Genomic DNA, 25,496 nt, shown 5'->3' on the forward strand with positions numbered 1-25,496 from the left:
TCTCGCCGCGGGAGTTGACCCCCTTGTACAAGCTTCTGTTCAACCTGGTGTTCAAGAGGATGGACCCGGAGAAGGCGCACCACATGGCCTTCTTCTGGATCCGCCTCGCCGACTCGGTGCCCGGACTGCGCACCCTGGTGCGGCTGGTGCTCGCCCCGAGGGACCCGGCGCTGCGCACCGAGGCCCTCGGGCTGGACCTGCCCGGCCCGTTCGGGCTCGGGGCCGGCTTCGACAAGAACGGCATCGGCATCGACGGCCTGTCGATGCTCGGCTTCGACTACGTCGAGATCGGCACGATCACCGGCGAGCCCCAGCCGGGCAACCCGGCGCCGCGGATGTTCCGCCTGGTCGAGGACCGCGCGCTGATCAACCGGATGGGCTTCAACAACCAGGGCTCGGCGCGCGTCGCGGCCCGGCTGGCGGCCCGCCCGCACACCACCTCCACCCCGGTGATCGGCGTCAACATCGGCAAGACCAAGGTGGTCGAGGAGGCCGACGCCGTCTCCGACTACGTGAAGTCCACCGAGCGGCTGGCGAAGTACGCCGACTACCTGGTGGTCAACGTCAGCTCGCCGAACACGCCCGGGCTGCGCAACCTCCAGGCCGTCGACCACCTGCGCCCGCTGCTGGCCGCCGTCCGCGAGGCCGCCGACCGCACCACCGCGCACCGGGTGCCGCTGCTGGTCAAGATCGCCCCCGACCTGGCGGACGAGGACGTGGACGCCGTCGCCGACCTCGCCCTGGAGCTGGGCCTGGACGGCATCATCGCCACCAACACCACCATCGGCCGCGAGGGTCTGCTCGCCGACGCCGCGCGCGTCGAGGAGATCGGCATGGGCGGCCTGTCCGGCGCCCCGCTCAAGGCCCGCTCCCTGGAGGTCCTCCAGCGGCTGCGCGCCCGCACCGGCGGCCGGCTGACGCTGGTCTCGGTCGGCGGCATCGAGACCGCCGAGGACGCCTGGCAGCGGATCGTCCACGGCGCCGACCTGATCCAGGGCTTCAGCGCCTTCATCTACGAGGGCCCGTTCTGGTGCCGCCGCCTCCACAAGGGCCTCTCGGCCCGCCTCCGGGCCTCGGGCTTCCGCAGCCTCGACGAGGCCGTCGGCAGCGCCGTGCGCACCGGCTCCTGACCCCTTCACGACCTACGGCTTCACGACCTACGGAGACGACATGACCCTCGCCCCCTTCGGTGCCCGCCTGCGCGAGGCCCTCGACACCCGCGGCCAGCTCTGCGTCGGCATCGACCCCCACGCCTCCCTGCTGGCCGCCTGGGGCCTCGGCGACGACCTCGCCGGGCTGGAGACCTTCAGCCGTACCGTGGTCGAGGCGCTGGCCGACCGCGTGGCCGTGCTCAAGCCGCAGGCCGCCTTCTTCGAGCGCTTCGGCAGCAGGGGCGTCGCGGTGCTGGAGAAGAGCGTGGAGGAGGCCCGTGCGGCCGGCGCGCTCGTCCTGATGGACGCCAAGCGCGGCGACATCGGCTCCACCATGGCCGCGTACGCCGAGGCCTTCCTCTCGCCGGGCAGCCCGCTGTTCTCGGACGCCGTGACCGTCAGCCCGTACCTGGGCTTCGGCTCGCTGCGCCCGGCGCTGGACCTGGCCCGGGAGAACGGCTGCGGCGCGTTCGCGCTGGCGCTGACCTCCAACCCGGAGGGCGGCGAGGTGCAGCGCGCGGTGGGCGCGGACGGCGAGTCGGTGGCGGCCTCGGTGCTGCGGCAGCTGGCGGCGGAGAACGCCGGCGCCGAGCCGCTGGGCTCCTTCGGCGCGGTGGTCGGCGCGACGCTGGGGGACGCGGGCGTGGACCTGGCGATCAACGGCCCGCTGCTGGCCCCCGGGATCGGCGCCCAGGGCGCGACGATGGCGGACCTGCCGCGCGTGTTCGGCGCCTCGGTGCTCAACGTGGTGCCGAGCGTGAGCCGGGACGTGCTCAAGCACGGACCGTCGGTGGCGGCGCTGCGGGAGTCGGCGGCACGGTTCGTGGACGGGTTCGCGGAGGCCGTCAAGTAGCCCTGTACGGGCCGACGGTGGCCCGCGCGGTATCCGGTCGGTGACCCTGCGCAGTGTGCGCAGGACGGCGGCGGGGCACCGGAGTTGACGTGAGCGCCGTCACATCGGCGGTGCCCAAGCCTCGCAATCGCGGTCATTTTGCCCGGGAAAGTCCTGGTCGGCCTTGGCTGACCAGGACTTTTCGTGTTCTTTTCCTGACGCGGCGCCGCAATGCGGGTAGTGTCCGGCGATAGGTCATCGGTGAGCCGCGAAAACCCGTAGCTCCCGCAGGTCAGAGCCTTACGGCTTCCCCTTGCGGACGGTGTCCTGGAATCGCACGGTCATAGCTCAATTCCTACCTTCCACACCCTGAGGTGAACGGCGTGGCTCTTCCGCCCCTTACCCCTGAACAGCGCACCGCCGCGCTCGCCAAGGCCGCCGAGGCTCGCCGGGAGCGCGCCGAGGTCAAGAACCGGCTCAAGCACTCCGGCGCCTCCCTGCACGAGGTCATCAAGGCGGGCAAGAACGACAACGATGTCATCGGCAAGATGAAGGTATCGGCCCTGCTGGAGTCCCTTCCGGGCGTCGGGAAGGTCCGTGCCAAGCAGATCATGGAGCGCCTCGGCATCAGTGAGAGCCGACGTGTCCGAGGTCTCGGCACGAACCAGATCGCCTCCCTGGAGCGGGAGTTCGGCGGCGGCGCCGCCTGATCGTGCCCCCGTGGTGCCCGGATCGTCCGCGATCCGGGATAATCGGGGCATGAGTGAGCGTCCGCGGCTGACCGTGCTCTCCGGCCCTTCGGGGGTCGGCAAGAGCACGGTCGTCGCTCATATGAGGAAGATGCACCCCGAGGTCTGGCTCTCGGTGTCGGCGACGACCCGCCGTCCGAGGCCGGGCGAGAAGAACGGGGTCCAGTACCACTTCGTCGACAACGACGAGTTCGACAAGCTGGTCGCCAACGGCGAACTGCTGGAATGGGCCGAGTTCGCCGGGAACCGCTACGGCACCCCGCGTGCGGCGGTGCTGGAGAAGCTGGAGCGCGGCGAGCCCGTCCTGCTGGAGATCGACCTGCAGGGCGCCCGCCAGGTGCGCGAGTCGATGCCCGAGGCGCAGCTGGTCTTCCTGGCTCCGCCGAGCTGGGACGAGCTGGTCCGCCGGCTCACCGGGCGGGGCACCGAGCCGCAGGACGTCATCGAGCGGCGACTGGAGGCGGCGAAGGTCGAGCTGGCGGCGGAGTCGGAGTTCGACACGACTCTTGTCAACACCTCGGTCGAGCAGGTAGCGGCCGAACTGCTAGCCTTGCTCGGTGTAGCCTGACCTGTCTGTCTTTTCCACCCTTTCGGAAGGTTTTCGCGTGTCCTCTTCCATGACCGCGCCCGAGGGCATCATCAACCCGCCGATCGATGAGCTGCTTGAGGCCACCGACTCGAAGTACAGCCTGGTGATCTACGCGGCCAAGCGCGCGCGCCAGATCAACGCGTACTACTCGCAGCTCGGCGAGGGCCTGCTGGAGTACGTCGGCCCGCTGGTCGACACCCACGTGCACGAGAAGCCGCTGTCGATCGCGCTGCGCGAGATCAACGCGGGCATGCTGACCGCCGAGGCGGTCGAGGGCGCCGCCTGAGGCGGCTCGCGACACTTCCCGGAGGGCCCGGCGGATCACTTCCGCCGGGCCCTCCGGCGTTTCGTGCCCCGTGTGCCGGGGTGCGGGCGGCGGGCCGTAGGGTGGGCGGGTTCCCGATACGGAGAGGCCGGTAGATGAACCCGACTGTGGACGCCCCCCGCGTGGCGCTCGGTGTCAGCGGCGGGATCGCCGCCTACAAGGCGTGCGAGCTGCTGCGCCGGTTCACCGAGTCCGGTCACCAGGTCACCGTGGTGCCCACCGAGGCCGCGCTGCACTTCGTCGGGGAGGCGACCTGGGCGGCGCTGTCCGGGCGCCCGGCCGCCACCGAGACCTGGGAGCGGGTCCACGAGGTCCCGCACGTGCGGATCGGGCAGCAGGCCGACCTGGTCGTGGTCGCGCCCGCCACCGCGGACCTGATCGCCAAGGCGGCCCACGGGCTGGCCGACGACCTGCTCACCAACACCCTGCTGACCGCCCGCTGCCCGGTGGTGCTGGCGCCCGCCATGCACACCGAGATGTGGGAGAACGCGGCGACGCAGGAGAACGTGGCGACGCTGCGCCGCCGGGGCGTGATCGTGCTGGAGCCCGCCGTGGGCCGGCTGACCGGCAAGGACAGCGGCAAGGGGCGGCTCCCGGAGCCGTCCGCGATCTTCGAGGCGTGCAGGGCCGTGCTGCGGCGCGGCGGCCCGGTGCCGACGGACCTCGCGGGCCGGCACGTGGTGGTCTCGGCCGGGGGCACCCGGGAGCCGCTCGACCCGGTGCGCTTCCTCGGCAACCGCTCCTCCGGCAAGCAGGGCTACGCGCTCGCCGTGACGGCCGCGGCGCGTGGTGCGCGGGTGACTCTGGTCTCGGCCAATGCGGAGTTGCCCGACCCGGCGGGGGTGGACGTGGTGCACGTCTCCACCGCGCTGGAGCTGCGGGAGGCCGTGCTGAAGGCCGCCGGGGAGGCGGACGCCGTGGTCATGGCCGCCGCGGTCGCGGACTTCCGGCCCGCCGAGTACGCCAGCGGCAAGATCAAGAAGGTCGAGGGCGTGGAGCCGGCGCCGGTCGCGCTGGTCCGCAATCCGGACGTGCTGGCCGAGGTGTCGGCGCACCGCGCCCGTTCGGGCCAACTGGTGGTGGGTTTCGCGGCGGAGACCGACGACGTGCTCGCCAACGGCCGGGCCAAGCTCGCCCGCAAGGGCTGCGACCTGCTGGTCGTCAACGAGGTGGGCAACGGCAAGGCCTTCGGCCAGGACGTCAACGAGGCCGTGGTGCTGGGCGCGGACGGCTCCGAGACGCCTGTTCCGGTGGGCCCCAAGGAGGCTCTCGCGGACGTGGTCTGGGACCTCGTGGTCCACCGTCTCGGCGCGGCTGGTAAGTGATCTATTTCTCTCGGGGATCGATCTTTATTTCCAGAAGCGGGTGACGTTTGACGGAACGAGACCGTTAGACTCCAGGAATCAAGTCTTTCCGGATGTCCCCGGTTCGCCGGGGGCCTTCAGTCAGCAGCCGCTGCAACCCCAGGGAGCGCTGTGTCTCGCCGCCTGTTCACCTCGGAATCCGTGACCGAGGGACACCCCGACAAGATCGCTGACCAGATCAGCGACACCATCCTTGACGCTCTCCTCCGGGAGGACCCGACCTCCCGGGTCGCCGTGGAGACGCTCATCACCACCGGCCAGGTGCACGTGGCCGGCGAGGTGACCACCAAGGCGTACGCCCCGATCGCCCAGCTCGTCCGGGACAAGATCCTGGAGATCGGCTACGACAGCTCCAAGAAGGGCTTCGACGGCGCCTCCTGCGGCGTGTCGGTGTCCATCGGCGCGCAGTCGCCCGACATCGCGCAGGGTGTCGACACCGCGTACGAGGCCCGTGTCGAGGGCGATGAGGACGACCTGGACAAGCAGGGCGCCGGGGACCAGGGCCTGATGTTCGGCTACGCGTCCGACGAGACGCCCGAGCTCATGCCGCTGCCGATCACCCTGGCGCACCGCCTCTCCCGCCGTCTGACCGAGGTCCGCAAGAACGGGACGATCCCGTACCTGCGCCCCGACGGCAAGACCCAGGTCACCATCGAGTACGACGGCGACAAGGCCGTCCGCCTGGACACCGTGGTCGTCTCGACCCAGCACGCCAGTGACATCGACCTGGAGTCGCTGCTCACCCCCGACGTGCGCGAGTTCGTCGTGGAGCCGGAGCTCAAGGCGCTGGCCGACGAGGGCATCAAGCTCGTCACCGAGGGCTACCGCCTGCTGGTCAACCCGACCGGCCGCTTCGAGATCGGCGGCCCGATGGGCGACGCCGGTCTGACCGGCCGCAAGATCATCATCGACACCTACGGCGGCATGGCCCGCCACGGCGGCGGCGCCTTCTCGGGCAAGGACCCGTCCAAGGTGGACCGTTCGGCCGCGTACGCGATGCGCTGGGTGGCGAAGAACATCGTCGCCGCCGGCCTCGCCCGCCGCGCCGAGGTGCAGGTCGCGTACGCGATCGGCAAGGCCGAGCCCGTCGGCCTGTTCGTGGAGACCTTCGGGACGGAGACCGTGCCGGTCCTCACCATCCAGAAGGCCGTCACCGACGTCTTCGACCTGCGCCCGGCCGCGATCATCCGCGACCTGGACCTGCTGCGTCCGATCTACTCCCAGACCGCCGCGTACGGCCACTTCGGCCGTGAGCTGCCGGACTTCACCTGGGAGCGCACGGACCGCGTGGACGCGCTGAAGGCGGCCGTCCAGGACTGACGTCCGACGCCTCGTGACGGCGCCCGCTCCCGGATCCCGGGGGCGGGCGCCGTCGCGTGTCCGCGGTGTCGGTGCGACCTGGTAGTACTTGGTGGCGATGAGCAGCACAGACGAGCCGGAGCAGCTGGCCTTCATCCGGGAGACGGTCAAGCGGGCCAAGCCCCGGACGTGGCGCGGGGCCAAGCGGGCCGAGCACCTTCCGGTGGCCCGGGTCGTGGTGGACAAGGGCGTGCTCACCATCGACAAGTTCTTCGACTACGAGGTGCCCGCCGCGATGGCGGAGGAGGCGCTTCCGGGCGTCCGGGTGCGGGTGCGGTTCGGCGCGCGGGTCGTCCGGGGGCAGCGCGAGGGGGGGGAACTGCACGACGGGTTCATCGTCGCGCGGCTGGAGAAGAGCGAGTTCCCCGGGCCGCTCGCCCCGCTCGCCCAGGTGCTCTCGCCCGAACCCGTGCTCTCCCCACCGCTGTTGAGGCTCTGCCGCACCGTCGCCGACCGGTACGCGGGCACGCTCGCCGACGTGCTGCAGCTGGCCGTCCCGCCCCGGCACGCCAAGGCCGAGGCGGAGCCCTCGCCCGAGCCCCTGCCGCGACCGTCCGCGCCCGCGCCCGGAGGGTGGCAGCGCTACCCGGCGGGCCCCGACCTCCTCGCGGCGCTGGCCGGCGGGGGCGCCCCGCGCGCGGTCTGGGCGGCGCTGCCCGGGCCCGGCTGGCCGTACGAGATCGCCCGGGCCGTGGCGGCCACGCTGGCCGGGGGGCGGGGCGCGCTGGTGGTGCTGCCCGACAAGCGGTCGGTGACCAGGGTCGACCAGGCGCTCACCGAACTGCTCGGGCCCGGGCGGCACGTGGCGCTGGAGGCCGAACTCGGCCCGGCCGAGCGCTACCGGCGCTGGCTGGCCGTCAGCCGGGGCTCGGTGCACGCCGCGATCGGGACCAGGGCCAGCATGTTCGCGCCCGTACGGGACCTGGGGCTGGTCGTCGTCTGGTCCGACGGCGACGGCAGCCACAGCGACCCGAGGGCCCCGCACCCGCACGTGCGGGAGGTGGCGCTGCTGCGGGCCGCCGAGGAGGGCGCCGCCGTGCTGCTCGGCGGGCACGCCGTGACCGTCGAGGGGGCGCAGCTCGTCAGCACCGGGTGGGCCCGGCCGCTGGTGGCCGAGCGGGAGACCGTACGGCGCACCGCGCCCCGGGTGCGGACCGTCACCGACCAGGACCAGCACCGGGACGCCGCCGCGCAGGCCGCCCGGCTGCCCTCCGTCGCCTGGGAGGCGGCGCGGGAGTCGCTGGCCGCCGGGCACCCCGTGCTCATCCAGGTGCCCCGGCGCGGGTACGTGCCCCGGCTGGCCTGCGGGCGCTGCCGCACGCCCGCCCGCTGCCGCCGGTGCGAGGGCCCGCTGGAGGCGGCCTCGGCGGACGCGCCGCTGAGCTGCGCCTGGTGCGGGGAGCCGGAGAACGACTGGCACTGCCCCGAGTGCGGGTCCTTCCGGCTGCGGGCGCAGGTCGTCGGCGCGCGCCGCACGGCGGAGGAGCTGGGCAAGGCCTTCCCGAGGATCCCGGTGCGGACCTCGGGGCGGGACGCGGTGCTCGCGACCGTCCCCGACGAGCCCTCGCTGGTCATCTCGACGCCCGGCGCCGAGCCCGTGGTCGAGGGGTCCGGCGGGTACGGGGCGGCGCTGCTGCTGGACGGCTGGGCGCTGCTGAGCCGGCCCGACCTGCGGGCCGGGGAGGAGACGCTGCGGCTCTGGCTCGCGGCGGCGGCGCTGGTGCGGCCCTCCGAGGAGGGCGGGACGGTGGTGGTCGTCGCCGAGCCGTCCGCGCGGCCGGTGCAGGCGCTGGTGCGGTGGGACCCCCTGGGGCACGCCGGGCTGGAGCGGGACGAGCGGGCGGCGCTGCACTTCCCGCCGGTGTCGCGGATGGCCTCGGTCAGCGGGAGCCCGGGGGCCGTCGCGGACCTGCTGGGGCTGATCCGGCTGCCGGAGGGGGCGGACGTGCTCGGGCCGGTGCCCGTCGCCGCGCTGCGGGGGGAGGAGCAGGAGCGGGCGCTGCTGCGGGTGCCTCCGGGGCAGGGGGCGGCGCTGGCGGCGGCGCTCAAGGCGGCGCAGATCGCGCGGATCGCGCTGCGGACGCCGGAGGCGGTGCGGGTGCGGATCGATCCGACGGAGATCGGGTAGGGCCCGTCCGGGCGGGGCCCGGCTGTCGTTCGGCCGACCGGCGGGCGCGGGGGGGGGGGGGGGGGGCGCCCCCCCCCCCCCCGGGGGACCGCCGGGGGGTGTGGGGGGGGGCGCCGGGGGCCCCCCCCCCCCCGGGGGGGGCCCCGGGGGGGGGGGGGGGCCGGGGGGGGGGCCGGGGGGGGGGGGGGGGGGGGCGGGGGGGGGGGGGGGGGGGGGGGGGGGGGGGCCGGGGGGGGGGGGGGGGGGGGGGGGGGGCCCCCCCCCCCCCCCGCCCCGGGGCTACGGACGGGCGTTGTGCGGCGGGCCTCGGGCGGCCTCAGCCGCGCAGCGGGATGCCCGGGCGGTCGGTGCGCTCCGGGGTGCGGGCGGCGGGGGCGGCCCTTTCGAGGGGTGCGCCGCGCTCCAGGGCGGCGCGGTCCAGGCCGCCCTGGCGGGCCGCCGGGACGGTGGCGCCCAGGCCGGGGCGCTCGGGGGCCAGGGACGGGCGGTCGGCGCCGAGGCGCTCCGTACCGAGGCCGGGGCGTTCGGCTCCGAGGCGTTCGGTACCGAGACGTTCGGTACCGAGGCCGGGGCGATCGGGGACGGCGGGCAGCTCCTCGGAGTGGTCCGGGCGGGTCGGGCCCGGGACGGCGGCGCCGGCGGCGAGCAGCTCGCTGGTCGGGCGGCGCATGCCGTAGCGGCGGTGCACGGCCTGCTTGGTGACGCCGAGGGCGGAGCCCACCGAGTCCCAGGAGAAGCCCAGCGCCCGGTCGAACTCGACCGCCGCCGCCACCAGCGTCTCCACGCTCTCCCGCAGCTCCTGTGCCAGGCGCACCGTCGGCGCGGGCGCCCGCCCGTACACGACGAAGCCGGCCGAGGTGCTCGGACGGCGGGGGCGGTACACGTTGCCCAGTTGGGCGGTGAGCGTCCGCAGCGCGTCGACCTGGCGCCTCACCCGCTCGATGTCCCGCACCAGCAGGTGCAGGCTCGCCCGCGCCCGGGCGTCGTGGTTGATCTGCTCGGCCATGGCTTACGCGCCACCTTCCGTACGGTTCAGACGGTTTCAGACGGTTTCAGACGGTTTCAACGGTCCAGACGGTTCAGCACGGCCGGGGCGCGGGTGGTGTCCGTGCGCCCGGCCCCGGTCAATCTCTCTTGACCAACGCCGGAGCGGGGGCCGGGGTAACGCCGTGGCGGTGAGTCGGGATATGCCAGAAGCCCGGGCGGGGCCGGGGAAGGGGCGTGCGGCGTTGCATAGACTTGGGGCCTCGAACCCGGAGCACCCTCGACGGACAGGAGCCCGCGACCCGTGGCGATCCAGCCGATCCGACTCTTCGGAGACCCCGTCCTGCGGGCCACCGCGCAGCCGGTGACCGTCTTCGACAAAGAGCTGCGCACCCTCGTCCGGGACCTCACCGACACCATGCTCGACGCCCCCGGCGCGGGCCTGGCGGCTCCCCAACTCGGCATCTCCCTGCGGGTGTTCACCTACCACGTGGACGGCGTGACCGGGCACCTGATCAACCCGGACCTCTCGCTCAGCGAGGAGGAGCAGGAGGGCCCGGAGGGCTGCCTGTCACTGCCCGGGCTGCGCTACGACACCCGGCGCTCGCACGGGGTGGTCGCGCGCGGGTTCAGCATGCACGGGGAACCGGTGACGGTCGAGGGTACCCAGCTGCTCGCCCGGTGCATCCAGCACGAGACCGACCACCTGGACGGGATCATCTTCATCGACCGGCTCGACCGCGAGCAGCGCAAGGCCGCGCTCAAGGCGATCCGGGAGGCGGAGTGGGGCGGCGCGCCCGCGCCCGTCGTCAAGGTCTCCCCGCACGGGACCTTCGGGTCGGCACGCTGAGCCCGCCGTCTGTTCGGCTCCTGAACTTCCGTTTGCAGAAAGGCACTTGATGCGTCTCGTCTTCGCCGGCACCCCCGAGGTCGCCGTTCCCGCGCTCGATGCGCTGATCGCCTCCGACCGGCACGAGGTCGTCGCGGTGGTCACCCGCCCCGACGCCCCCGCCGGGCGCGGGCGCAAGCTCGTCGCCAGCCCCGTCGCCCAGCGCGCCGAGGAGGCCGGGATCGAGGTCCTCAAGCCCGCGAAGCCCAGCGACCCGGACTTCGTCGCCCGGCTCACCGAACTCGCCCCCGACTGCTGCCCGGTGGTCGCCTACGGCGCGCTGCTGCGCCCCGGCGCGCTGGAGATCCCCGAGCACGGCTGGGTCAACCTGCACTTCTCGCTGCTGCCCGCCTGGCGCGGCGCCGCGCCCGTCCAGCACGCGGTGCTGGCCGGGGACGAGGTCACCGGGGCCTCCACCTTCCTCATCGAGCAGGGGCTCGACTCCGGGCCGGTGTTCGGCGTCATCACCGAGGAGATCCGGCCCTCGGACACCAGCGGGGAACTGCTCACCCGGCTGTCGCACAGCGGCGCCCGGCTGCTCGCCGCCACCATGGACGGCATCGAGGACGGCTCGCTGCACGCCGTGCCGCAGCCCGGCGAGGGCGTGACGCTCGCGCCGAAGATCAGCGTCGAGGACGCGCGGATCGACTGGGGCCACCCGGCGCTGCGCGTCGACCGGGTCGTGCGCGGCTGCGCGCCGGCGCCCGGGGCGTGGACGGAGTTCCGGGGCGAGCGGCTGAAGGTCACCGGGCCGGTCACGCTGCTGCCCGGGAGCGCGGAGCTGGCGCCGGGCGAGGTCGCGATGGTCGGCAAGAACAGCGTGCGCGTCGGGACCGGCAGCCACGACGTGGAGCTCGGGGAGGTGCGGCCGCAGGGGAAGAAGGAGATGCGGGCCGCGGACTGGGCGCGGGGCGCCCGGCTGGAGGCGGGGGAGCGGTTCGGGGGGTAGGGCTAGTGTTGATGAGATCAGATCTGTTTTCGTCGAGTTCCGTACGATTTCCGTAGCACCTTGAGGCACCAGTGAGCACCCCCAGCGCCCAGCGCACCCCCCGCCCGCACCGCCGTCCCAAGAAGGACCCGGCGCGGATCGTCGCCTTCCGCGCCCTGCGCGCGGTGGACGAGCGCGACGCGTACGCCAACCTGATCCTCCCCTCGCTGCTGCGCGAGGCCGAGCAGAAGGGCATGGACCGCCGCGACGCGGCCCTCGCCACCGAGCTGGTCTACGGCACCCTGCGGCTCCAGGGGACGTACGACGCGGTCATCGCCGCCTGCATCGACCGGCCGCTCGGCAAGGTCGACCCGCCGGTGCTGGACGTGCTCTCGCTCGGCGCCCACCAGCTGCTCACCACCCGCATCCCCAGCCACGCGGCCGTCTCGGCGACCGTGGAGCTGGCCCGGGTCGTGCTCGGCGACGGCAAGGCCAAGTTCGTCAACGCCGTGCTGCGGCGGATCAGCGCGCACGACCTGGAGGAGTGGATCGCGAAGGTCGCCCCGCCGTACGAGAAGGACGCCGAGGACCACCTCGCCGTCGTCCACTCGCACCCGCGGTGGGTCGTCTCCGCGCTGTGGGACTCGCTCGGGCGCTGGCAGCCCGACGCCTCCGGGCGCGCGGCGATGGAGGAGCTGCTGCGGGCCGACAACGAGCGGCCCGAGGTGACGCTCGTCGCCCGGCCCGGGCGGGCCACCGTGGGCGAGCTGGCCGAGGCGCTGCCCGAGGCCGAGCCGGGGCGCTGGTCCCCGTTCGCGCTGCGGCTCGCCGAGGGCGGGGACCCGGGCGCGGTCGAGGCCGTGCGGGAGAACCGGGCGGGCGTGCAGGACGAGGGCAGCCAGCTGGTCGCGCTCGCGCTGGCCGCCGCGCCGCTGGAGGGCCCCGACCGGCTCTGGCTGGACGGCTGCGCCGGGCCGGGCGGCAAGGCCGCGCTGCTCGCCGCGCTCGCGGCGGAGCGCGGCGCGGGGCTGGTCGCCAGCGAGAAGCAGCCGCACCGGGCCCGGCTGGTGGCGCGGGCGCTGGAGGGCAACCCCGGGCCGTACACCGTGATCGCGGCGGACGGGACGCGGCCGGCCTGGCGCGCGGGCGGGTTCGACCGGGTGCTCGTGGACGTGCCCTGCTCCGGTCTCGGCGCGCTGCGCCGCCGGCCGGAGGCGCGGTGGCGGCGGCGCCCGGCGGACGTGGCGGCCTTCGGGCCGCTGCAGCGGGACCTGCTGCGCTCGGCGATCGAGGCGACGCGGATCGGCGGCGTCGTCGGCTACGCGACCTGCTCGCCGCACCTGGCGGAGACCCGGGCCGTGGTGGAGGACGTCCTGCGGGCCGAGGGCGGGCGCGTCGAGTGGATCGACGCCCGGCCGCTGCTCCCCGGCGTCCCGGCCCTGGGGGACGGCCCGGACGTGCAGCTGTGGCCGCACCTGCACGGGACGGACGCGATGTACCTGGCGCTGCTGCGGCGTACGGCGTAGCGGGGGCGGATCCGGCGGAGGCCGGCGAAGGCCGGCGTGCGGGCAGTGCCTGCGCGCCGGCCTTCGGCATGTGCGGGCGCGCGCGGCGGTGGTTCGGCCCGGGGATGGGGGCGGTGTTGTCGGCCTGTGTGGGGGGAGGGGGCGGGTTACGGGTGGCCGGTGAGGAAGGCGTGGGCCTGGGCGCGGAGGTGGTCGACCGGGGGGTTCTCGCAGATGACCTCCAGGCCGAGGCCGGTGGCCTGGCCGGTGTGGTGGTAGGACTGGTAGGCGAGGTACGGGCGGTGGTCGTCGGTGGGGTCGAGGCCGAGGGCGAAGGTGGCGAAGTGGGTGCGCTCGCGGTCGGTGCGGGATAGCTGCCACTCGCACTCGTACGGTTCGGGTTCGGCGGGCAGGTCCAGGAGGGCCTGGGCGAGGCGGCGGACGTCGTCGGGGTCGGAGAAGGGCAGGGACTCGGACCAGCGGGGGGCGGTGGCCATCAGTTCCCAGCCGGTGGCCTGGTGGGTGACGGTGAGGGCCCATTCGCCCTCGCGGTCGTACCAGCGGCAGCTGAGGATCGGGTCCATGGTGCTCAACCTCCCTGGGACACGGGGGTGTTCGGCTGACCTCATGGTGGCACAGCGGGCTCTCGGTCAGCTGGACCGTACCCAGAGGGCTTGCAGGGTGCGCGGGGTTCTGCGGCCGTTGTCAGTCCGAGGCGACGGGGTGCCAGGGGCGGCCGGCCCGGGTGGGGACGGGGGCGGAGGTGAGGCGCAGCCCGTACACCTGGTGGTCGGCGGAGGCGTCCGGGACGGGCCCGAGGTAGGTGTGGCCGGTGAGGTGGCACCAGGCGGGCAGGTCGAGCGGGGCCGCCGGGTCGGTGGTGCGGATGTGGACGACGGCGCCGGCGGGCAGGTGCGAGATCCGGTCGCGCAGGCGCAGCAGGAGCTGGACGCAGAGCAGGCCGGTGCCGTCGACGGTGAGGTCCGGGTGGACGGCGTCGGCGAGCACCGGCGGCTCCTCGGGGGTGTGGCTCATGCGGGAAACCCTACGACGCCTGGATCCGCTGGTCGGGGGCGGTGCCGCCGGCGCGGGTGAGGAGGGCGGAGAGGCGGTCGAGGTCCTCGGGGCTCCAGGACTCGGCGTCGAAGTGCTCGGCGGCGACGTGCCGGGCGGTGCGGAGCATCTCGGCGAGGCGCTCGCGGCCGGTCGGGGTGAGGGCGGCGTACGTGACGCGGGCGTCGCGGGCGGCGGCCTCGCGGGAGACCAGGCCGATGCGTTCGAGCGGGGCGAGGCCGCGGGTGACGCCGGAGGCGGTGAGGCCGAGGGCCTCGGCGAGGTCGACGCGGCGCATGCGGCCGCCGGCGGCCTGGCCGAGGTGGAGCAGCATGGTGAAGTCGGACAGGCTGACGCCGTGCATGCGGCTGAGGCCGGCGTCGAAGCGCTTGGTGAGGGCGGCCTGGGCGCGGACGAGCCGCAGGGCGGTGTCGAGCGGGTCGGGCGTCGGGTCGGCGTTCCGGGTGGTGCCGGGCAAAGTCATTGCCACCTCCTTGACTGCTCAAGCATAGGCGAAGGCCGAGCCGTCAAGGAGGTGGCGGGGGGAGGGGGTGGCTAGCGGGCGGCGCGGCGCTGCCGCTTGCCGAGCGGGGCCTGGGAGAGGTCCTCGGCCTGGGAGCGGAGGTTCTTGCAGCCGTAGCCGCGCTCCTCCAGCCAGGCCCGGGCCGCCTCCTCGGCGCGTTCGGTGGCGAGCAGGATGTCCTCCTCCTCTTCGCCCTCGTCGAGGAAGCGGAAGGTGAAGGCGGCGCGGGCGGTGAGGTCGTACGAGAGGTGGCCCTCGCGGGTGAAGGCGGCGTGCAGCACGTCGTGCCGGGGCGCCTCGGCGAGGAGTTCGGCGCGCTGTTCGTCGGTGAGGCCGTCGAAGACGCCGCGCACCATGACGCGGAAGGTTCGGTTGGTCATCCCCCGACGATAGGCAGTGCGGCCGCCCGGCCGCCAATGCGATTGCGCGTCACGGGTCGTGGTGGGTGAGCAGGGACCACAGGACCCAGCCGGTCGTGCGGGTGCGGGCGACCATGACCTTGGCCCAGCGGGCGCCGAGGGTCGAGGTCCAGGTGTCGACCACCTCGACGCGGTCGCCGGTGCGGGCGAGGCCGAGGACGGGGTCGGTGCCGGAGTGGTCGCGGCGGACGTTGGCGGCGTTGGCGGAGACCTCCCACCAGCCGGTGCCGACCTCGGGCGGCCGGGCGGCCTCGGGGGTGACGGCGGCGGGGACGAGCAGGATGCCGAGGGCGATCACCGTCGCGGTCGCCCGGCCGATCACGGCCATCGGGGCGCAGAGGTCGTGTGCGGTGCGTCGTGGGTCATGCACGGGAAACGAGTGTGGAGGTGCGTACGTACTGCTCGGCGGCGAGGCTCACTCGGGCAGAGGCTGGTAACAGTGTTTCCTGTCGGATACGGTGTTACCCATGAGCACGCCCTACCAGGAGGCGCAGCGGGCCGGCCAGGCCGCCGTGCGCGCCGTGATCCTCGACCGCGCCACCGCCCTGCTCGTCGCCGAGGGCCCCGCCGCGCTGACCGTGCGCCGGATCGCCGGGGACGTCGGCTCCTCGACGAAGGTGCTGTACACGATGTTCGGCGGCAAGGAGGGTCTCGTCGACGCGCTGTACCGGGAGGGGTTCGCACGGCTGCGCCGGGCGCAGGAGCAAGTCCCGCGCGGGGAGGACCCGTTGGCGTACCTGACCGCGCTCGGCCGGGCGTACCGCGAGCACGCGCTCGCCGAACCCGGCTACTACCGCGTGATGTTCGAGCAGCCGGTGCCCGAATTCCGGGCGGGGGAGGAGGCGTTGGCGGCGGCCGACGACGTCTTCGAGGCCTCGGTGGGGGCCGTGCGCGCCTGCATGGCCGCCGGGGTCTTCCGGCCGGGGGACGCGCACGAGGTGTCCAAGCTGTTCTGGGCGGCCTCGCACGGCGCCGTCAGCCTCGAACTCGCCGGGCACTTCCCGGCGGCCGACGCGGGCGTGCTCTACGACAAGCTGATGACCGCCATGGGGACGGCCTGCGGGCTCGCGGCGCCGCCCCCGTCCGAGGGGGACACGACACCATGAGCCGCAACCGCTACCTGTCCGGGAACTTCGCGCCCGTGACGCAGGAGACCACCGCGTACGACCTGCCCGTCACCGGTCGGATACCCGGCCACCTCGACGGCCGCTACCTGCGCATCGGGCCCAACCCGCTGGGCGTCGAGGACCCGGCCGTGCACCAGTGGACGCTCGGGGCCGGGATGGTCCACGGCGTGCGCATCCGCGACGGGCGCGCCGAGTGGTACCGCAACCGCTGGGTGCGCAACGGCGCCGTCGCCGACCACCTCGGCGAGCCGCGCCGGGGCACGCCCGTCGACGAGCGCCTCGACATCTCGCCGAACGTGCAGGTCGCGGGCCTGGCCGGGCGCACGTACGCGCTCACCGAGGGCGGTATCCGCCCGTACGAACTCACCTACGAGCTGGACACGGTGGGGCCCTGTGAGCTCGGCCTCACCCCGCAGGGGTACAGCGCCAACGCGCACTCGGTGTTCGACCCGCACAGCGGCGAGCTGCACTCGCTGGCCTTCCGGTACGGGACGGACCTCGCCCAGCACGTCGTCATGGACGCGCGCGGCGCGGTGCGGGCCGTCCACGACGTGGTCGTGCCGGGGAACCCGTACATGCACGACTTCGCGCTCACCGAGCGGTTCGTGCTGCTCTACGACACCCCGATGGTGTTCAGCGCCGCCCACCTGCCCACCGGCATCCCCTTCACCTGGGACGCCGAACGCCCGGCGCGCGTCGGCGTCATGGCGCGCGAGGGCGGGCCCGTGCGCTGGTTCGAGCTCTCGCCCCACCTCGTCGGGCACACCCTCAACGCGTACGAGCACGGGCCGCACCGGCTGGTGGTCGACGTGGTGCGGCACCCGGAGGGCATGGACCTGCGGCGGCTCGGCGCGAGCCGGCCCACCCTCGACCGGTGGACGATCGACCTCGCCGCCGGGACGGTGAAGGAGGAGCGGCTCGACGACCGCACGCAGGAGTTCCCGCGCGTCAACGGGCGGCACGCCGGGCGCCCGTACCGGTACGGCTACGCCGCCGTCGTCGAGCTGTACGCCCCGCCGACCGGGCCCGGGGACGACCGACCCGACGAGGGGTTCAGCAACGCCCTGCTCAAGCACGACCTGGAGCGCGGAACCGTCGAGGCGCACGAGTTCGGGCGGGACGCGGCCGTGAGCGAGGGCGTGTTCGTCGCCGCGGAGGCGCCCGGGGCCGAGGACGACGGGTACGTGATGGCGTACGTCCACGACCCGGAGCGCGGGGCGAGCGACCTGGTGGTCCTCTCCGCCCAGGACTTCACCGGGGAGCCGCTGGCCCGCGTCCACCTGCCGGCGCGGGTGCCGCTGGGCCTGCACGGGAACTGGGTGGCGGGGGCCGAGTAAGGGGCCCGGGCCTGCGGCTCCGTCCCGGGGCGAAGGGTTTTCCATGCTCTTTGTTCCCCGCTGCCCTCCCGCTCTGCGACGATCCGGTGATCGTTCGCCTCCGTTCCGGGAGGCTGCCGGGAGCATGCGGGGAGAAGGACAGGCATGGCCGAGGGGCCCGTGGACAGCGTCGTCCGGGGGAGGCGGCGGGGCGGGGCGCCGGCCGCCCGGCGCGCCGTGGCGTCGTTGCCGGGCAGGCTGGACCGGCTGGACCGGGAGGCCTGGATGGTCGTCTCCGGCGGGGTGCTCGGCGCGATGTTCGCCAGCATGGGGCTGGCGGTGCTGTTCGGGCCCGCGAACGGCTTCGGCGGTGCGGGACTGGCCGTCATGGGGGTGGTCAGCGTCCTGGGGCTGATGCCCTGCGGCGCCGGGCTGGTGTGGGCGCTGATCCACCCCCGCCGGGGCCTGCCGTCCGTCGCCCTGGGCACGGCGCTGGGCCTGGGCGCGTTCACCTGCTTCGCCGGGGACGGGCTCAACGACGCCTGGAAGGCCCCGCCGGACCGGCCCGCCACCGCCCGCGCGGTGGGCAGCTGGACCAGCGGGGACCTCGTGGTGCGGGTGCGCCCCGACGAGGTCGTCGCCTACCGGGGCTCCAACGGCACCGTCGCCTGGCGCTGGGCCCCGCCCGGCCTGGACACCGTCTGCGCGATGAGCCGGGGCGTCGGGCCCGGCCGGATCGGGCTGATCGGCCACTCGCCGAACGGCCGTCCCTGCGCCGGCGTCACCGCCCTCGGCCTCGCCGACGGCGAGCCGACCTGGACGGCCACCGTCGACGCCCCCGCCCGGGACGGCGACTCCGCCTCCCCCGACCAGCTCGCCGTCGCCGGGGACGAGGCCGTGCTCCAGGGCCGGACCGACTGGCGGGCCGTACGGCTCTCCGACGGCCACGACCTCTGGCGCGCCGCCGCCGACACCGGCTGCACCCCCTTCCAGGTCGCCGGCGGGACGGACGGGGTCGTCACCGTCGCGCAGTGCGGCGCAGGGGCCCTGCCCGTCCTGCGCTCCCTCGCCGCCCGGGACGGGCGCGAGCGGGCCCGGATCGACCTGCCCGCCGAGGGCGGGATCAGGAACCTCGCCGTCGTCTCCGTCGAGCCGCTGGCCGTCTGGGTGGACGACCAGGCGCAGGGCGGCACCCACGCCGTGCTCAGCTACGGCGGGGACGGGCGGCAGCGGGCCGCGATCCCCGTCTCCGGGGACGAGTACGACCTCGACGTGATGCTCGGCGGGGTCCACGCCTTCGACGAGTTCAGCGCCCGCCCGCTCTTCGGCGGCGTCGTCGTCGGGGACCTGTACATCGCCCCCGGCGGCAAGCCCGGCGACGTGCGGATCAGCGGCGGCAAGCGGCCCACCCGGGTCGCCACCGGGCGGCTCGTCGCCTACTCGCTGGTCGACGGGCGGCGGCGCTGGACGGCCGGGCTGGACGACCAGGTCACCGGGGTGCTCCTGGACGGCGACTCGGTGTGGGCGCTGACCAGGAACCGGCTCACCCGGATCGAGGCCGCCACCGGGCGCCTCACCAGGGAGCTGGACGTCAACGGCACCGCCTCGCTCTACCCCGTCGACCTCGCGCTGGCGGGCACCGAGCGCTTCACCGTCGTCGCGGAGGACGGGACGAGGGACGAGCCGCCCGTACGCGGCCTGGACTAGGGCCTGTCCGGCGGATCTTGCCCCAGCGCGCGTCAGGCTGCCTGGACCGGCGCGTGTCAGGCTGGTGGGTGGAGCACCGCCGCGTCGGTGTGCCGAGACCGGGAGGCTCGTGATGGCCGCGATCAGGGTGAACGGCGTGTCGCTGCACTACGAGGCCCGGGGCTCCGGCCCCGGGGTCGTCCTCGTGCACGGCTCCTGGAGCGACGCCGAGACCTGGGCCCGGGTCCTGCCGGGCCTGGCCGAGCGGACCACCGCCGTCGCCTACGACCGGCGCGGGCACAGCCGCAGCGAGGACCTGCTCACCCAGGGCTCGGTGCACGAGGACGCGGCCGACCTCGCCGGGCTGATCGAGGGGCTCGGACTCGCCCCCGCCTTCGTCTACGGGGACTCGTACGGCGCCCTCGTCACCCTGCGCCTGGCCGCCGCCCGGCCGGACCTGCTGCGCGGCGTCGCCGTCCACGAGCCGCCCGGCAGCGGCATCCTGCTCGCCGACGCCGACCTGCGGCCGATCGGGACGGCCTTCGCCGACCGGATCGCCGCCGTGCGGGAGCTGCTGGAGCAGGCGGAGTCGGCGGCGGCCGCCGAGCTGTACGTGGACAGCCTGGCCTTCGGCCCCGGCGCCTGGGAGCAGCTGCCGGCGCCCGTCCGGCACACGTACGTGCGCAACGCGGCCACGTACCTCGACGAGCTGCGCGACCCGGACGCGCTCGACCTGGACCTGGTGAACCTCGCGCGGTACGGGGAGCCGGCGCTGCTCACCCAGAGCGACGACAGCGCGCCGATGTTCGGGGAGGTGCTCGACCTCATCGACCTCACCCTGCCGAAGGCCGAGCGCCACCTGTACCGGGGCGCCGGGCACGCGCCGCACCTGTCGCAGCCGGAGGAGTGGGTGGGTGTGGTGCTGCCCCGGGCCCTAGGTTCCTGAGGACAGCTCCTCGCCGCGCGGGGTGCGGTGGTAGAGCACCTCGCGGCCGCTGCGGACCCGGGCGACCAGGCCGGAGCGGTGCAGGACGCCCAGGTGGTAGGAGACCGTTCCGGCGCTCAGGAAGTGGCGGGCGGCGAGGGAGGCTGTGGTGGCCGGGGCGACGAGGGTGGAGAGAAGGTCCGCCCGTGTGGGGCCCAGGAGTTGGGCCAGAGCGGGGGTGGGCGTCCGGGGGACGGTGGAGGGCAGGGCGAGCGGGTAGATCAGGGTCGGCGCGCGGTGCCGGCCGTCGACGGTGTCCAGGATGACGTGCACCTCCCGGCTGACCAGCGTCGGCACCAGCAGCACCATCCGGGCCGGCGTGTCCACCTCGAAGCGGCTCTCCAGGCGGATCACGCCGTCCGTCCAGGACAGCTGCGGCGCCAGGGAGTTGAAGAGCGCGCCGGTGCCGTGGCGGGCGATGAAGCGGCCCTGCTGGTCGACCTCGGAGTCCAGTACCGCGCGGGCGTCCGGCCAGTACGGGGCCAGCGCGGCCTCCCAGTAGCGGCCCATCTCGTCGGCGGCCCGCTCGGCGAAGTAGCGGGGGCCGCGCTCCAGGGCGCGCAGCACCGCGTCCGGAATGTGACGCCCCATCAGATTGGCCGAGGCCAGGCCGTGTTGGACGGTGCTCATCTCCGCCCGGACCCGCTCCTCCGGGGTGCGGCGCACCGTCTCCAGCTGCTCGGCGACCGTCGGGGCCGGGCCGACCGGGTGCGGGGAGAGGAAGTCCGGGACGTAGCCGCCCGGTTGGTCCAGGGCCAGGCCGGACAGCAGCTCCAGGCCCTCGCGGCGCAGCACGCGGCGGGTGCGGCCGACCCAGGCGTACGGGCCGCCTCGGGGGGTGGGGCCGGAGGCCATCAGGGTGTTGACGGCCTCGTGCAGCGGCGAGACCGCGAAGCGGGTGCGGGCGAGCCCGGTCGAGTCGATGGTGAGCCGGATCACGGCCCGTCCTTCCCTGGTCCGGTGCGGGTTGTCGGGTTGTCGGGTTGTCCGGTGCGGGTTCCGGTAGCCCGGTTGATCGGTGCGGTGGCCCAGTGGCCCGGTGCCGTCGAATGTGCCAGGTGGGGGCGGGAGTCGGCGGCCGGAGGGGTGGATTCTCCCGGTTCGTCCGCGTCCCGGGCCCCCAGGATTCGACGCTGGTCGAATCCTGGCACGAATGCTCGCCTTCGAAGCGGCCCCGGGCGCAGGCTTCTTCCCGTGACCGCGCCGGACCGGCGGCGGCACGATCGGAAGGACGAACATGACGAGCACGCGAGGCCGCATCGCCGCCCTGCTGGGCGCCGTCGCGGTGGTCGCCGGCACCACGCTGGCCACGCCGGCGGTGGCGGCCCCCTCGGGCGGCGGCGGGGGCGTCGAGGGGCAGGCACCCTGCCAGGGGGCGCCGGAGTTCATCTGCGGCCGCATCACCGTCCCGCTCGACCACAGCGGCAGGACCCCGGGCACGCTCACCCTCGACGTCGCCATGACCGGCAACGCGAACGCCCCCAAGGGCGACCTGCTGTTCCTCACCGGCGGCCCCGGCCAGCCCGGCGTGCCGCTGATGAAGCGGATCGCGGGCAAGATGGCGCCCGTCCTCAAGGACTACCGCCTGGTCATGTACGACCAGCGCGGCACGGGGGAGCGGGCGATCCGGTGCCCCGGCCTCCAGGAGGACATGGGCTCCTCGGACCTCGCCGTGCCGCGCAAGCAGTCGATCGCGGACTGCGCCGCCACGCTCGGACCGAACGCCCGCTACTACAGCACGGCCGACACCGTCGCCGACATCGACGTGCTGCGGCGCGACCTCGGCGACAAGCGGCTGAGCATCGACGGCGTCTCGTACGGCACCTTCGTCGCCGAGCGCTACGCCCTCGCCCAGCCCGCGCACGTCGCCCGGCTGGTGCTCGACTCCGTGGTGCCGCAGCAGGGTTACGACCCGCTCGACCTCATCGCGCTGCCCGCCACCGCCCGCGTCCTGCGCAGCGCCTGCGCCGCGACGGGCTGCACCACCGACCCGGCCGAGGACCTGGCGACCACCGTGCGCACGTACCACAACGGCGCGCAGATCCTCGACGCGCTCACCAGCTACGAGTTCGCCGACGCCAACTACGGGGGCGTGCCGGAGGCGCTGCACGAGGCGGCGAACGGGAAGCCGGAGAAGCTCAACGCGTTCATCGCGACGGTGCACCAGGACGACGCCGCGCCGGCCGAGGCGCTCAGCCAGGGGCTGCACGCCGCCACGCTCTGCGCGGACGGGCACTACCCGTGGGGCACCGCGGACACGCCGGTGGCGGGCCGGGCGGAGGCGCTGGAGGAGACCCGGCAGGAGCTCGAACCCGAGCAGACCTGGCCGTACGACGCGGCGACGGCCACCGGGCTGGGCAGCCTGCTGGTCTGCCAGGACTGGCCGCGGATGGCCGTGCCGCCCTCGCCGCCGGAGCACCGCAAGCTGCCCAACGTGCCGGTGCTGCTGCTGGGCGGGTCCCACGACCTGTCGACGCCGTACGAGTGGCTGTACCAGCAGGCCGAGTCCACCCACAAGCCGGAGATCGTGATCGTCCCCGGGGCGGCGCACTCCGTGCAGACCCGGGCGGCCAACCCGCTCGGGCGCCAGGCGGTGTACGACTTCCTGCTGCGGTAGCGGCGGGGAGCGGTGCGCCGGGCGGCGGGTCCGTTCCGAACAGGGGACGGAACGGGCCTGCCGCCCACACGGGTTCGCCCCGGCCCCGCTGCCCGGGGCCGGGGCGCCCTCGTGCCGTTGACGGACGGCACGGGGGCGGGCTCTAAGGCCCGGTCGCGCCCCAGCCGTCCTCCGGCAGGGTGCGGTCGGGCCCCGGGCAGTCGGGGTGGTCGTAGCCCCAGAGGCCGACCTTGTTCAACAGCCAGTCGTCGAAGGCCGGTTGGTCGAAGTCGAGGCGGTCGACCAGGACGAGGCCGACGCGCGTCTCGGGCGCGGGCTCCAGTTCCAGGGTGCGCTGGCCGGGGATGTCCGGGTAGGTGATCGTCCGCCAGTGGCAGCCGGCGGCGGTGAGGGCGGCGGTCAGGTCGGCCTCGGTCACCTTGGTGTCCAGCGTCTCCAACCCGCTGGCGGAGCGCGGGAGTTCCAGCTCGCCGTGCCAGGCGGGGAGAGAGAAGGAGCGCAGCCGGCGGCAGGCACAGAAGACCGTCCAGGCGTCGCCCCAGCCGAAGGCGTGCGGCCAGCGCTCGCCCTTGTGGAGGCGCCCGCCGTCCCAGGGATCGCCGTGGCGGGCGGCGAGTTCGGGCAGGGAGGCGCCGAGGCGAAGGCCGGCGTAGTCGCCGGTGGCGGCGAGGGCGGTGATCCGGCGGAGGAACTCCGTCAGCTCAGGCACGTGCGCACCGCCTCGATCAGCCGGTTGGCGCGGGCGTCGCCGTGGCCGATCATCCGGTTGGCGACGTAGCCGAAGCCGATGCCGAACTCGTCGTCGCCGAAGGCGAACTGGCCGCCGGCGCCGTCGTTTCCGAAGCTGCGGGCGCCGAGCAGCGGGCGGAAGGCGGGGGAGTCCAGGAGGACGCCGGAGCCCCAGCGGGCGCCGAGGTCGAAGCCCAGGTACCCGGCGCCGGAGGAGAGTTCGCGGGTCAGGTCGGTGACGGTGGCGGGGTCGAGCAGTGCCTCGCCGCCGTTGGGGCCGTCGTCCTTCAAGCCGGTGACGGCGGCGGCGAACAGGCCCGCCAGGCCGGTGGCGGAGGCGACGGCGCCCGCGCCGGGCAGCTCGATCGCGTGCAGGGCCGGGTCGTTCCAGCCGTGCGGCGCGTCCAGTCCGGGGAAGACCAGGGCGCCGTTCATCGTCACGATCCTGGTGAGCAGGTGCTCCGGGCCGGGCATCGGGCGGCGGCCCTCGGCCTCCACCAGTCGTGCGAGGTGGGGGAGTTCTTCCGCGGGGAGGCCCAGGTGGAAGGGGAGGCCCGGGAGTTCGGCGCGCAGGAAGGCGCCCGGCGTCAGCCCGGTGATCCGGCGGACCACCTCGCCGACGGCGAAGCCGAACACATGGCCGTGGTACTCGTACGTGCTGCCGGGCTCCCAGAGCGGCGGCTGCGCCTCGATCGCGCGGATCACCGGCTCCCAGGCGGCGATCTCCTCGAAGGAGAGCACCGCGTCCAGGGCGGGGATTCCGGCGCGGTGGCCGAGGATCATCCGGGTGGTGATCTCCTGCTTGCCGTGGCGCGCGAACTCCGGCCAGTAGCGGGCGACGGGCGCGTCCAGGTCCAGCCGGCCGCGCTGGGCGAGGAGGTGCGCGGCGAGGGCCACTCCGGCCTTGGCGCAGGAGAAGACCGGTACGAGGGTGTCCCGTGTCCACGCCCTGCCCGTCCGCTCGTCGGCCGTGCCGCCCCAGAGCTCGACCACCTTGTGGCCGCCCTCGAACACCGTGACGGCGGCGCCGAGTTCGGGGAACTCGGCGAAGTTGCGCGAGAAGGCGTCGGCGACGGCCCCGAACCGCTCGTCCGCCCAGCCCTGGTAGTCCTGCATCGTGTGTACCGCCCCGTTCCGCGTGCTGCTCTCAAGATCGTCGACCGGACCACGGTACGGGCTCGGCACGGCGCCCACGAGCGGTTTGCGGCGGGACGGGACGGGTGGGGCGAATGTGCACGAAGGAGGACCGGAGCGGCGCACGAGAAGTCGGCCGGGCCGACTTCCTGTGCGTACGGTATGGGGACGAAGCAGAAGAGGGGCGAGAGGAAACCGGGATGGACAAGGCGGCGCTGACCGCGCTCTGGGAGCAGCGGTGGCCGGGCAGCCCGCCGATCGGGCACGAGATCGAGGATCGCGGGCGGGAGCGCTGGGTGCGCTTCCACAGCCTGCCCGGGTCCAAGCGGTACCCGGAGGACGAGGGCGAGTACGCGATCCTGCTGGAGCGCCACAACACCGTGCTGGAGTCGCTGTTCGCGGGCGGCGAGGTGTACGTCATGGTGCCGCGCTGGACGGGCTCGGCCGAGGCGCCCGCCGGGCCGCCGGCCGGCGCGCACTGGCGCAGCTGGCTGCAACAGGACGATCCCGATCCGGAGTTCCGTACGTACGGCCACGTGTTCGTGGAGCGGCGGCCGTGGCGGCGCGGCTGCCTGGACGGGCTGCTGCGGAGGGTCGCCGACGAGGAGGAGGCCGGGGTGATCGTCACCGACACCGGGCTGAGGCGCCTCTACCACCCGTACGACGGCGGGGCCGACGTCCACCTCGTCTCGACGCGGGAGCGCGACGAGCTGCGGGACCGGCACGCCGGGTGGCTCTCCGGCCACCCCGGCGGGTGGTGAGGCGCGCTCAGACGGCGGTGGGCTCGTACAGGGGAAGGAAGTTGATCACGACCTCCTCGTACGGGTGGGCCTCGCGGACGGCCCGGAGGACGGCGGGGGCCTGCTCCTCCTCGCAGAAGGTGTCGATGCGGTACTCGGGGGCCTGGTGGGCCTGGCCCGGGGTGCCGTCGTAGGGCCGGGCGGCGGAGGTGGGGAGCCAGTGGCCGGTGATGGGCCAGGTGCTCGCGCAGCGTTCGTAGGCGCCGGTGCGGCCGGCGCCGGCGGTGTGGAGGGCGTCGAGGACCTGGGCGAGGTGGCTCTCGGGGACGGAGGTTTCGATCTTGAGACGGGCCATGCGGGGGAC

26 protein-coding genes and 1 pseudogene are annotated in these 25,496 nt (G+C 74.5%); 17 read left to right on the plus strand and 10 right to left on the minus strand.

The genetic code is table 11. The annotated features are described in order from the left end of the window. Nucleotides 1–23 precede the first annotated feature (23 nt). The 8 genes from ACIRRS_RS28480 (at nucleotide 24) to ACIRRS_RS28515 (ending at nucleotide 8,497) form a co-directional block, all read left to right on the plus strand. Complete coding sequence (locus ACIRRS_RS28480) at nucleotides 24–1,130, plus strand: quinone-dependent dihydroorotate dehydrogenase (RefSeq protein WP_402976330.1); 1,107 nt, start codon at nucleotides 24–26, stop codon at nucleotides 1,128–1,130. 40 nt (nucleotides 1,131–1,170) lie between these two features. Beyond that, nucleotides 1,171–2,004: an orotidine-5'-phosphate decarboxylase gene (gene pyrF, locus ACIRRS_RS28485; RefSeq protein WP_402976333.1), complete on the plus strand. Its 834-nt coding sequence runs from the start codon at nucleotides 1,171–1,173 to the stop codon at nucleotides 2,002–2,004. A 362-nt stretch (nucleotides 2,005–2,366) separates the two neighbouring features. Continuing rightward, nucleotides 2,367–2,693, plus strand: a complete 327-nt coding sequence (gene mihF / locus ACIRRS_RS28490; RefSeq protein ID WP_030290269.1) for an integration host factor, actinobacterial type — start codon at nucleotides 2,367–2,369, stop codon at nucleotides 2,691–2,693. Between the two features lie 49 nt (nucleotides 2,694–2,742). Then, entirely contained in the window at nucleotides 2,743–3,300 is a 558-nt protein-coding gene (gene gmk / locus ACIRRS_RS28495) for a guanylate kinase (protein ID WP_402976336.1), read from the plus strand. A gap of 37 nt (nucleotides 3,301–3,337) precedes the next feature. Next, nucleotides 3,338–3,607 carry a DNA-directed RNA polymerase subunit omega gene (rpoZ, locus tag ACIRRS_RS28500; protein ID WP_188297240.1) on the plus strand — a complete coding sequence of 90 codons (270 nt, stop codon included), beginning with the start codon at nucleotides 3,338–3,340 and terminating at the stop codon, nucleotides 3,605–3,607. 134 nt (nucleotides 3,608–3,741) lie between these two features. Then, nucleotides 3,742–4,971, plus strand: a complete 1,230-nt coding sequence (coaBC, locus tag ACIRRS_RS28505) for a bifunctional phosphopantothenoylcysteine decarboxylase/phosphopantothenate--cysteine ligase CoaBC (protein ID WP_402976340.1) — start codon at nucleotides 3,742–3,744, stop codon at nucleotides 4,969–4,971. Nucleotides 4,972–5,121: 150 nt separating this feature from the next. Continuing rightward, nucleotides 5,122–6,330 carry a methionine adenosyltransferase gene (metK, locus tag ACIRRS_RS28510; RefSeq protein WP_402976343.1) on the plus strand — a complete coding sequence of 403 codons (1,209 nt, stop codon included), beginning with the start codon at nucleotides 5,122–5,124 and terminating at the stop codon, nucleotides 6,328–6,330. Nucleotides 6,331–6,427: 97 nt separating this feature from the next. After that, nucleotides 6,428–8,497: a primosomal protein N' gene (locus tag ACIRRS_RS28515; protein WP_402976346.1), complete on the plus strand. Its 2,070-nt coding sequence runs from the start codon at nucleotides 6,428–6,430 to the stop codon at nucleotides 8,495–8,497. A gap of 654 nt (nucleotides 8,498–9,151) precedes the next feature. Here ACIRRS_RS28515 and ACIRRS_RS28520 read toward each other — a convergent pair. Then, nucleotides 9,152–9,503 (minus strand): annotated as a pseudogene (locus tag ACIRRS_RS28520) (hypothetical protein); the annotation flags it as partial. A 282-nt stretch (nucleotides 9,504–9,785) separates the two neighbouring features. On the opposite strand from ACIRRS_RS28520, the gene def reads away from it, so the two are divergent. The 3 genes from def (at nucleotide 9,786) to ACIRRS_RS28535 (ending at nucleotide 12,824) form a co-directional block, all read left to right on the plus strand. Next, nucleotides 9,786–10,331, plus strand: coding sequence for a peptide deformylase (gene def, locus ACIRRS_RS28525; RefSeq protein WP_402976349.1), 546 nt, complete (start codon nucleotides 9,786–9,788; stop codon nucleotides 10,329–10,331). Between the two features lie 49 nt (nucleotides 10,332–10,380). Then, the gene (gene fmt / locus ACIRRS_RS28530; RefSeq protein WP_402976352.1) at nucleotides 10,381–11,319 is read left to right on the plus strand and encodes a methionyl-tRNA formyltransferase; all 939 of its coding nucleotides are present in this window, start codon (nucleotides 10,381–10,383) and stop codon (nucleotides 11,317–11,319) included. A 71-nt stretch (nucleotides 11,320–11,390) separates the two neighbouring features. Beyond that, nucleotides 11,391–12,824: an RsmB/NOP family class I SAM-dependent RNA methyltransferase gene (locus ACIRRS_RS28535; RefSeq protein WP_402976355.1), complete on the plus strand. Its 1,434-nt coding sequence runs from the start codon at nucleotides 11,391–11,393 to the stop codon at nucleotides 12,822–12,824. Between the two features lie 146 nt (nucleotides 12,825–12,970). On the opposite strand, the gene ACIRRS_RS28540 is transcribed toward ACIRRS_RS28535, so the two are convergent. The 5 genes from ACIRRS_RS28540 to ACIRRS_RS28560 all read right to left on the minus strand — a co-directional run bounded on the left by ACIRRS_RS28540 (nucleotide 12,971) and on the right by ACIRRS_RS28560 (nucleotide 15,168). Then, the gene (locus tag ACIRRS_RS28540) at nucleotides 12,971–13,387 is read right to left on the minus strand and encodes a hypothetical protein (RefSeq protein ID WP_402976358.1); all 417 of its coding nucleotides are present in this window, start codon (nucleotides 13,385–13,387) and stop codon (nucleotides 12,971–12,973) included. Nucleotides 13,388–13,508: 121 nt separating this feature from the next. Then, a complete protein-coding gene (locus ACIRRS_RS28545) occupies nucleotides 13,509–13,838 on the minus strand; it encodes a sulfurtransferase TusA family protein (protein WP_402976361.1) in 330 nt (109 codons plus the stop codon). 10 nt (nucleotides 13,839–13,848) lie between these two features. Beyond that, a complete protein-coding gene (locus tag ACIRRS_RS28550) occupies nucleotides 13,849–14,340 on the minus strand; it encodes a MarR family winged helix-turn-helix transcriptional regulator (RefSeq protein WP_402976364.1) in 492 nt (163 codons plus the stop codon). Nucleotides 14,341–14,411: 71 nt separating this feature from the next. Continuing rightward, nucleotides 14,412–14,759: a DUF6204 family protein gene (locus tag ACIRRS_RS28555; RefSeq protein ID WP_402976367.1), complete on the minus strand. Its 348-nt coding sequence runs from the start codon at nucleotides 14,757–14,759 to the stop codon at nucleotides 14,412–14,414. Between the two features lie 49 nt (nucleotides 14,760–14,808). Next, entirely contained in the window at nucleotides 14,809–15,168 is a 360-nt protein-coding gene (locus ACIRRS_RS28560) for an SH3 domain-containing protein (RefSeq protein WP_402976370.1), read from the minus strand. Between the two features lie 97 nt (nucleotides 15,169–15,265). On the opposite strand from ACIRRS_RS28560, the gene ACIRRS_RS28565 reads away from it, so the two are divergent. From ACIRRS_RS28565 to ACIRRS_RS28580, 4 genes are all read left to right on the plus strand, one after another. Next, complete coding sequence (locus ACIRRS_RS28565; protein ID WP_402976373.1) at nucleotides 15,266–15,904, plus strand: TetR/AcrR family transcriptional regulator; 639 nt, start codon at nucleotides 15,266–15,268, stop codon at nucleotides 15,902–15,904. After that, the gene (locus tag ACIRRS_RS28570; protein ID WP_402976376.1) at nucleotides 15,901–17,262 is read left to right on the plus strand and encodes a carotenoid oxygenase family protein; all 1,362 of its coding nucleotides are present in this window, start codon (nucleotides 15,901–15,903) and stop codon (nucleotides 17,260–17,262) included. The genes ACIRRS_RS28565 and ACIRRS_RS28570 overlap by 4 nt, the downstream gene beginning before the upstream one ends. Before the next feature lie 144 nt (nucleotides 17,263–17,406). After that, nucleotides 17,407–18,948 carry a PQQ-binding-like beta-propeller repeat protein gene (locus tag ACIRRS_RS28575; RefSeq protein WP_402976379.1) on the plus strand — a complete coding sequence of 514 codons (1,542 nt, stop codon included), beginning with the start codon at nucleotides 17,407–17,409 and terminating at the stop codon, nucleotides 18,946–18,948. A 112-nt stretch (nucleotides 18,949–19,060) separates the two neighbouring features. Beyond that, a complete protein-coding gene (locus tag ACIRRS_RS28580) occupies nucleotides 19,061–19,873 on the plus strand; it encodes an alpha/beta fold hydrolase (RefSeq protein ID WP_402976382.1) in 813 nt (270 codons plus the stop codon). Here ACIRRS_RS28580 and ACIRRS_RS28585 read toward each other — a convergent pair. After that, nucleotides 19,862–20,851, minus strand: coding sequence for a helix-turn-helix domain-containing protein (locus ACIRRS_RS28585; RefSeq protein WP_402976385.1), 990 nt, complete (start codon nucleotides 20,849–20,851; stop codon nucleotides 19,862–19,864). The genes ACIRRS_RS28580 and ACIRRS_RS28585 overlap by 12 nt on opposite strands. A gap of 556 nt (nucleotides 20,852–21,407) precedes the next feature. On the opposite strand from ACIRRS_RS28585, the gene ACIRRS_RS28590 reads away from it, so the two are divergent. Next, complete coding sequence (locus tag ACIRRS_RS28590) at nucleotides 21,408–22,529, plus strand: alpha/beta fold hydrolase (RefSeq protein WP_402976593.1); 1,122 nt, start codon at nucleotides 21,408–21,410, stop codon at nucleotides 22,527–22,529. 142 nt (nucleotides 22,530–22,671) lie between these two features. Here the strand turns inward: ACIRRS_RS28590 and ACIRRS_RS28595 are convergent, their stop codons facing one another. Together ACIRRS_RS28595 and ACIRRS_RS28600 are read right to left on the minus strand one after the other, a co-directional pair. After that, on the minus strand, nucleotides 22,672–23,238 hold the full coding sequence (locus tag ACIRRS_RS28595) for a hypothetical protein (protein ID WP_402976388.1): 567 nt from the start codon (nucleotides 23,236–23,238) through the stop codon (nucleotides 22,672–22,674). After that, nucleotides 23,226–24,374, minus strand: coding sequence for a serine hydrolase domain-containing protein (locus tag ACIRRS_RS28600; protein WP_402976391.1), 1,149 nt, complete (start codon nucleotides 24,372–24,374; stop codon nucleotides 23,226–23,228). The genes ACIRRS_RS28595 and ACIRRS_RS28600 overlap by 13 nt, the downstream gene beginning before the upstream one ends. 218 nt (nucleotides 24,375–24,592) lie before the next feature. Here ACIRRS_RS28600 and ACIRRS_RS28605 point away from each other — a divergent pair, with 218 nt between their 5' ends. Then, nucleotides 24,593–25,153, plus strand: a complete 561-nt coding sequence (locus ACIRRS_RS28605; RefSeq protein ID WP_402976394.1) for a hypothetical protein — start codon at nucleotides 24,593–24,595, stop codon at nucleotides 25,151–25,153. A gap of 7 nt (nucleotides 25,154–25,160) precedes the next feature. Here ACIRRS_RS28605 and ACIRRS_RS28610 read toward each other — a convergent pair whose 3' ends face one another. Beyond that, complete coding sequence (locus ACIRRS_RS28610) at nucleotides 25,161–25,487, minus strand: hypothetical protein (protein ID WP_402976397.1); 327 nt, start codon at nucleotides 25,485–25,487, stop codon at nucleotides 25,161–25,163. Nucleotides 25,488–25,496 lie beyond the last annotated feature (9 nt).

It is taken from the genome of Kitasatospora sp. NPDC101183 (genome assembly GCF_044767945.1).
Lineage (GTDB): Bacteria > Actinomycetota > Actinomycetes > Streptomycetales > Streptomycetaceae > Kitasatospora.

Bases quoted from the DNA above. Each gene is read 5' to 3' on its own strand.
- ACIRRS_RS28600 (WP_402976391.1), bottom strand. From the start codon at position 24,374: ATGCAGGACTACCAGGGCTGGGCGGACGAGCGGTTCGGGGCCGTCGCC.
- ACIRRS_RS28580 (WP_402976382.1), top strand. From the start codon at position 19,061: ATGGCCGCGATCAGGGTGAACGGCGTGTCGCTGCACTACGAGGCCCGG.
- ACIRRS_RS28610 (WP_402976397.1), bottom strand. From the start codon at position 25,487: ATGGCCCGTCTCAAGATCGAAACCTCCGTCCCCGAGAGCCACCTCGCC.
- ACIRRS_RS28550 (WP_402976364.1), bottom strand. From the start codon at position 14,340: ATGACTTTGCCCGGCACCACCCGGAACGCCGACCCGACGCCCGACCCG.
- gmk (WP_402976336.1), top strand. From the start codon at position 2,743: ATGAGTGAGCGTCCGCGGCTGACCGTGCTCTCCGGCCCTTCGGGGGTC.
- ACIRRS_RS28540 (WP_402976358.1), bottom strand. From the start codon at position 13,387: ATGGACCCGATCCTCAGCTGCCGCTGGTACGACCGCGAGGGCGAATGG.
- ACIRRS_RS28605 (WP_402976394.1), top strand. From the start codon at position 24,593: ATGGACAAGGCGGCGCTGACCGCGCTCTGGGAGCAGCGGTGGCCGGGC.
- ACIRRS_RS28565 (WP_402976373.1), top strand. From the start codon at position 15,266: ATGAGCACGCCCTACCAGGAGGCGCAGCGGGCCGGCCAGGCCGCCGTG.
- ACIRRS_RS28555 (WP_402976367.1), bottom strand. From the start codon at position 14,759: ATGACCAACCGAACCTTCCGCGTCATGGTGCGCGGCGTCTTCGACGGC.
- ACIRRS_RS28570 (WP_402976376.1), top strand. From the start codon at position 15,901: ATGAGCCGCAACCGCTACCTGTCCGGGAACTTCGCGCCCGTGACGCAG.
- ACIRRS_RS28575 (WP_402976379.1), top strand. From the start codon at position 17,407: ATGGCCGAGGGGCCCGTGGACAGCGTCGTCCGGGGGAGGCGGCGGGGC.
- pyrF (WP_402976333.1), top strand. From the start codon at position 1,171: ATGACCCTCGCCCCCTTCGGTGCCCGCCTGCGCGAGGCCCTCGACACC.
- coaBC (WP_402976340.1), top strand. From the start codon at position 3,742: ATGAACCCGACTGTGGACGCCCCCCGCGTGGCGCTCGGTGTCAGCGGC.
- fmt (WP_402976352.1), top strand. From the start codon at position 10,381: ATGCGTCTCGTCTTCGCCGGCACCCCCGAGGTCGCCGTTCCCGCGCTC.
- ACIRRS_RS28545 (WP_402976361.1), bottom strand. From the start codon at position 13,838: ATGAGCCACACCCCCGAGGAGCCGCCGGTGCTCGCCGACGCCGTCCAC.
- ACIRRS_RS28515 (WP_402976346.1), top strand. From the start codon at position 6,428: ATGAGCAGCACAGACGAGCCGGAGCAGCTGGCCTTCATCCGGGAGACG.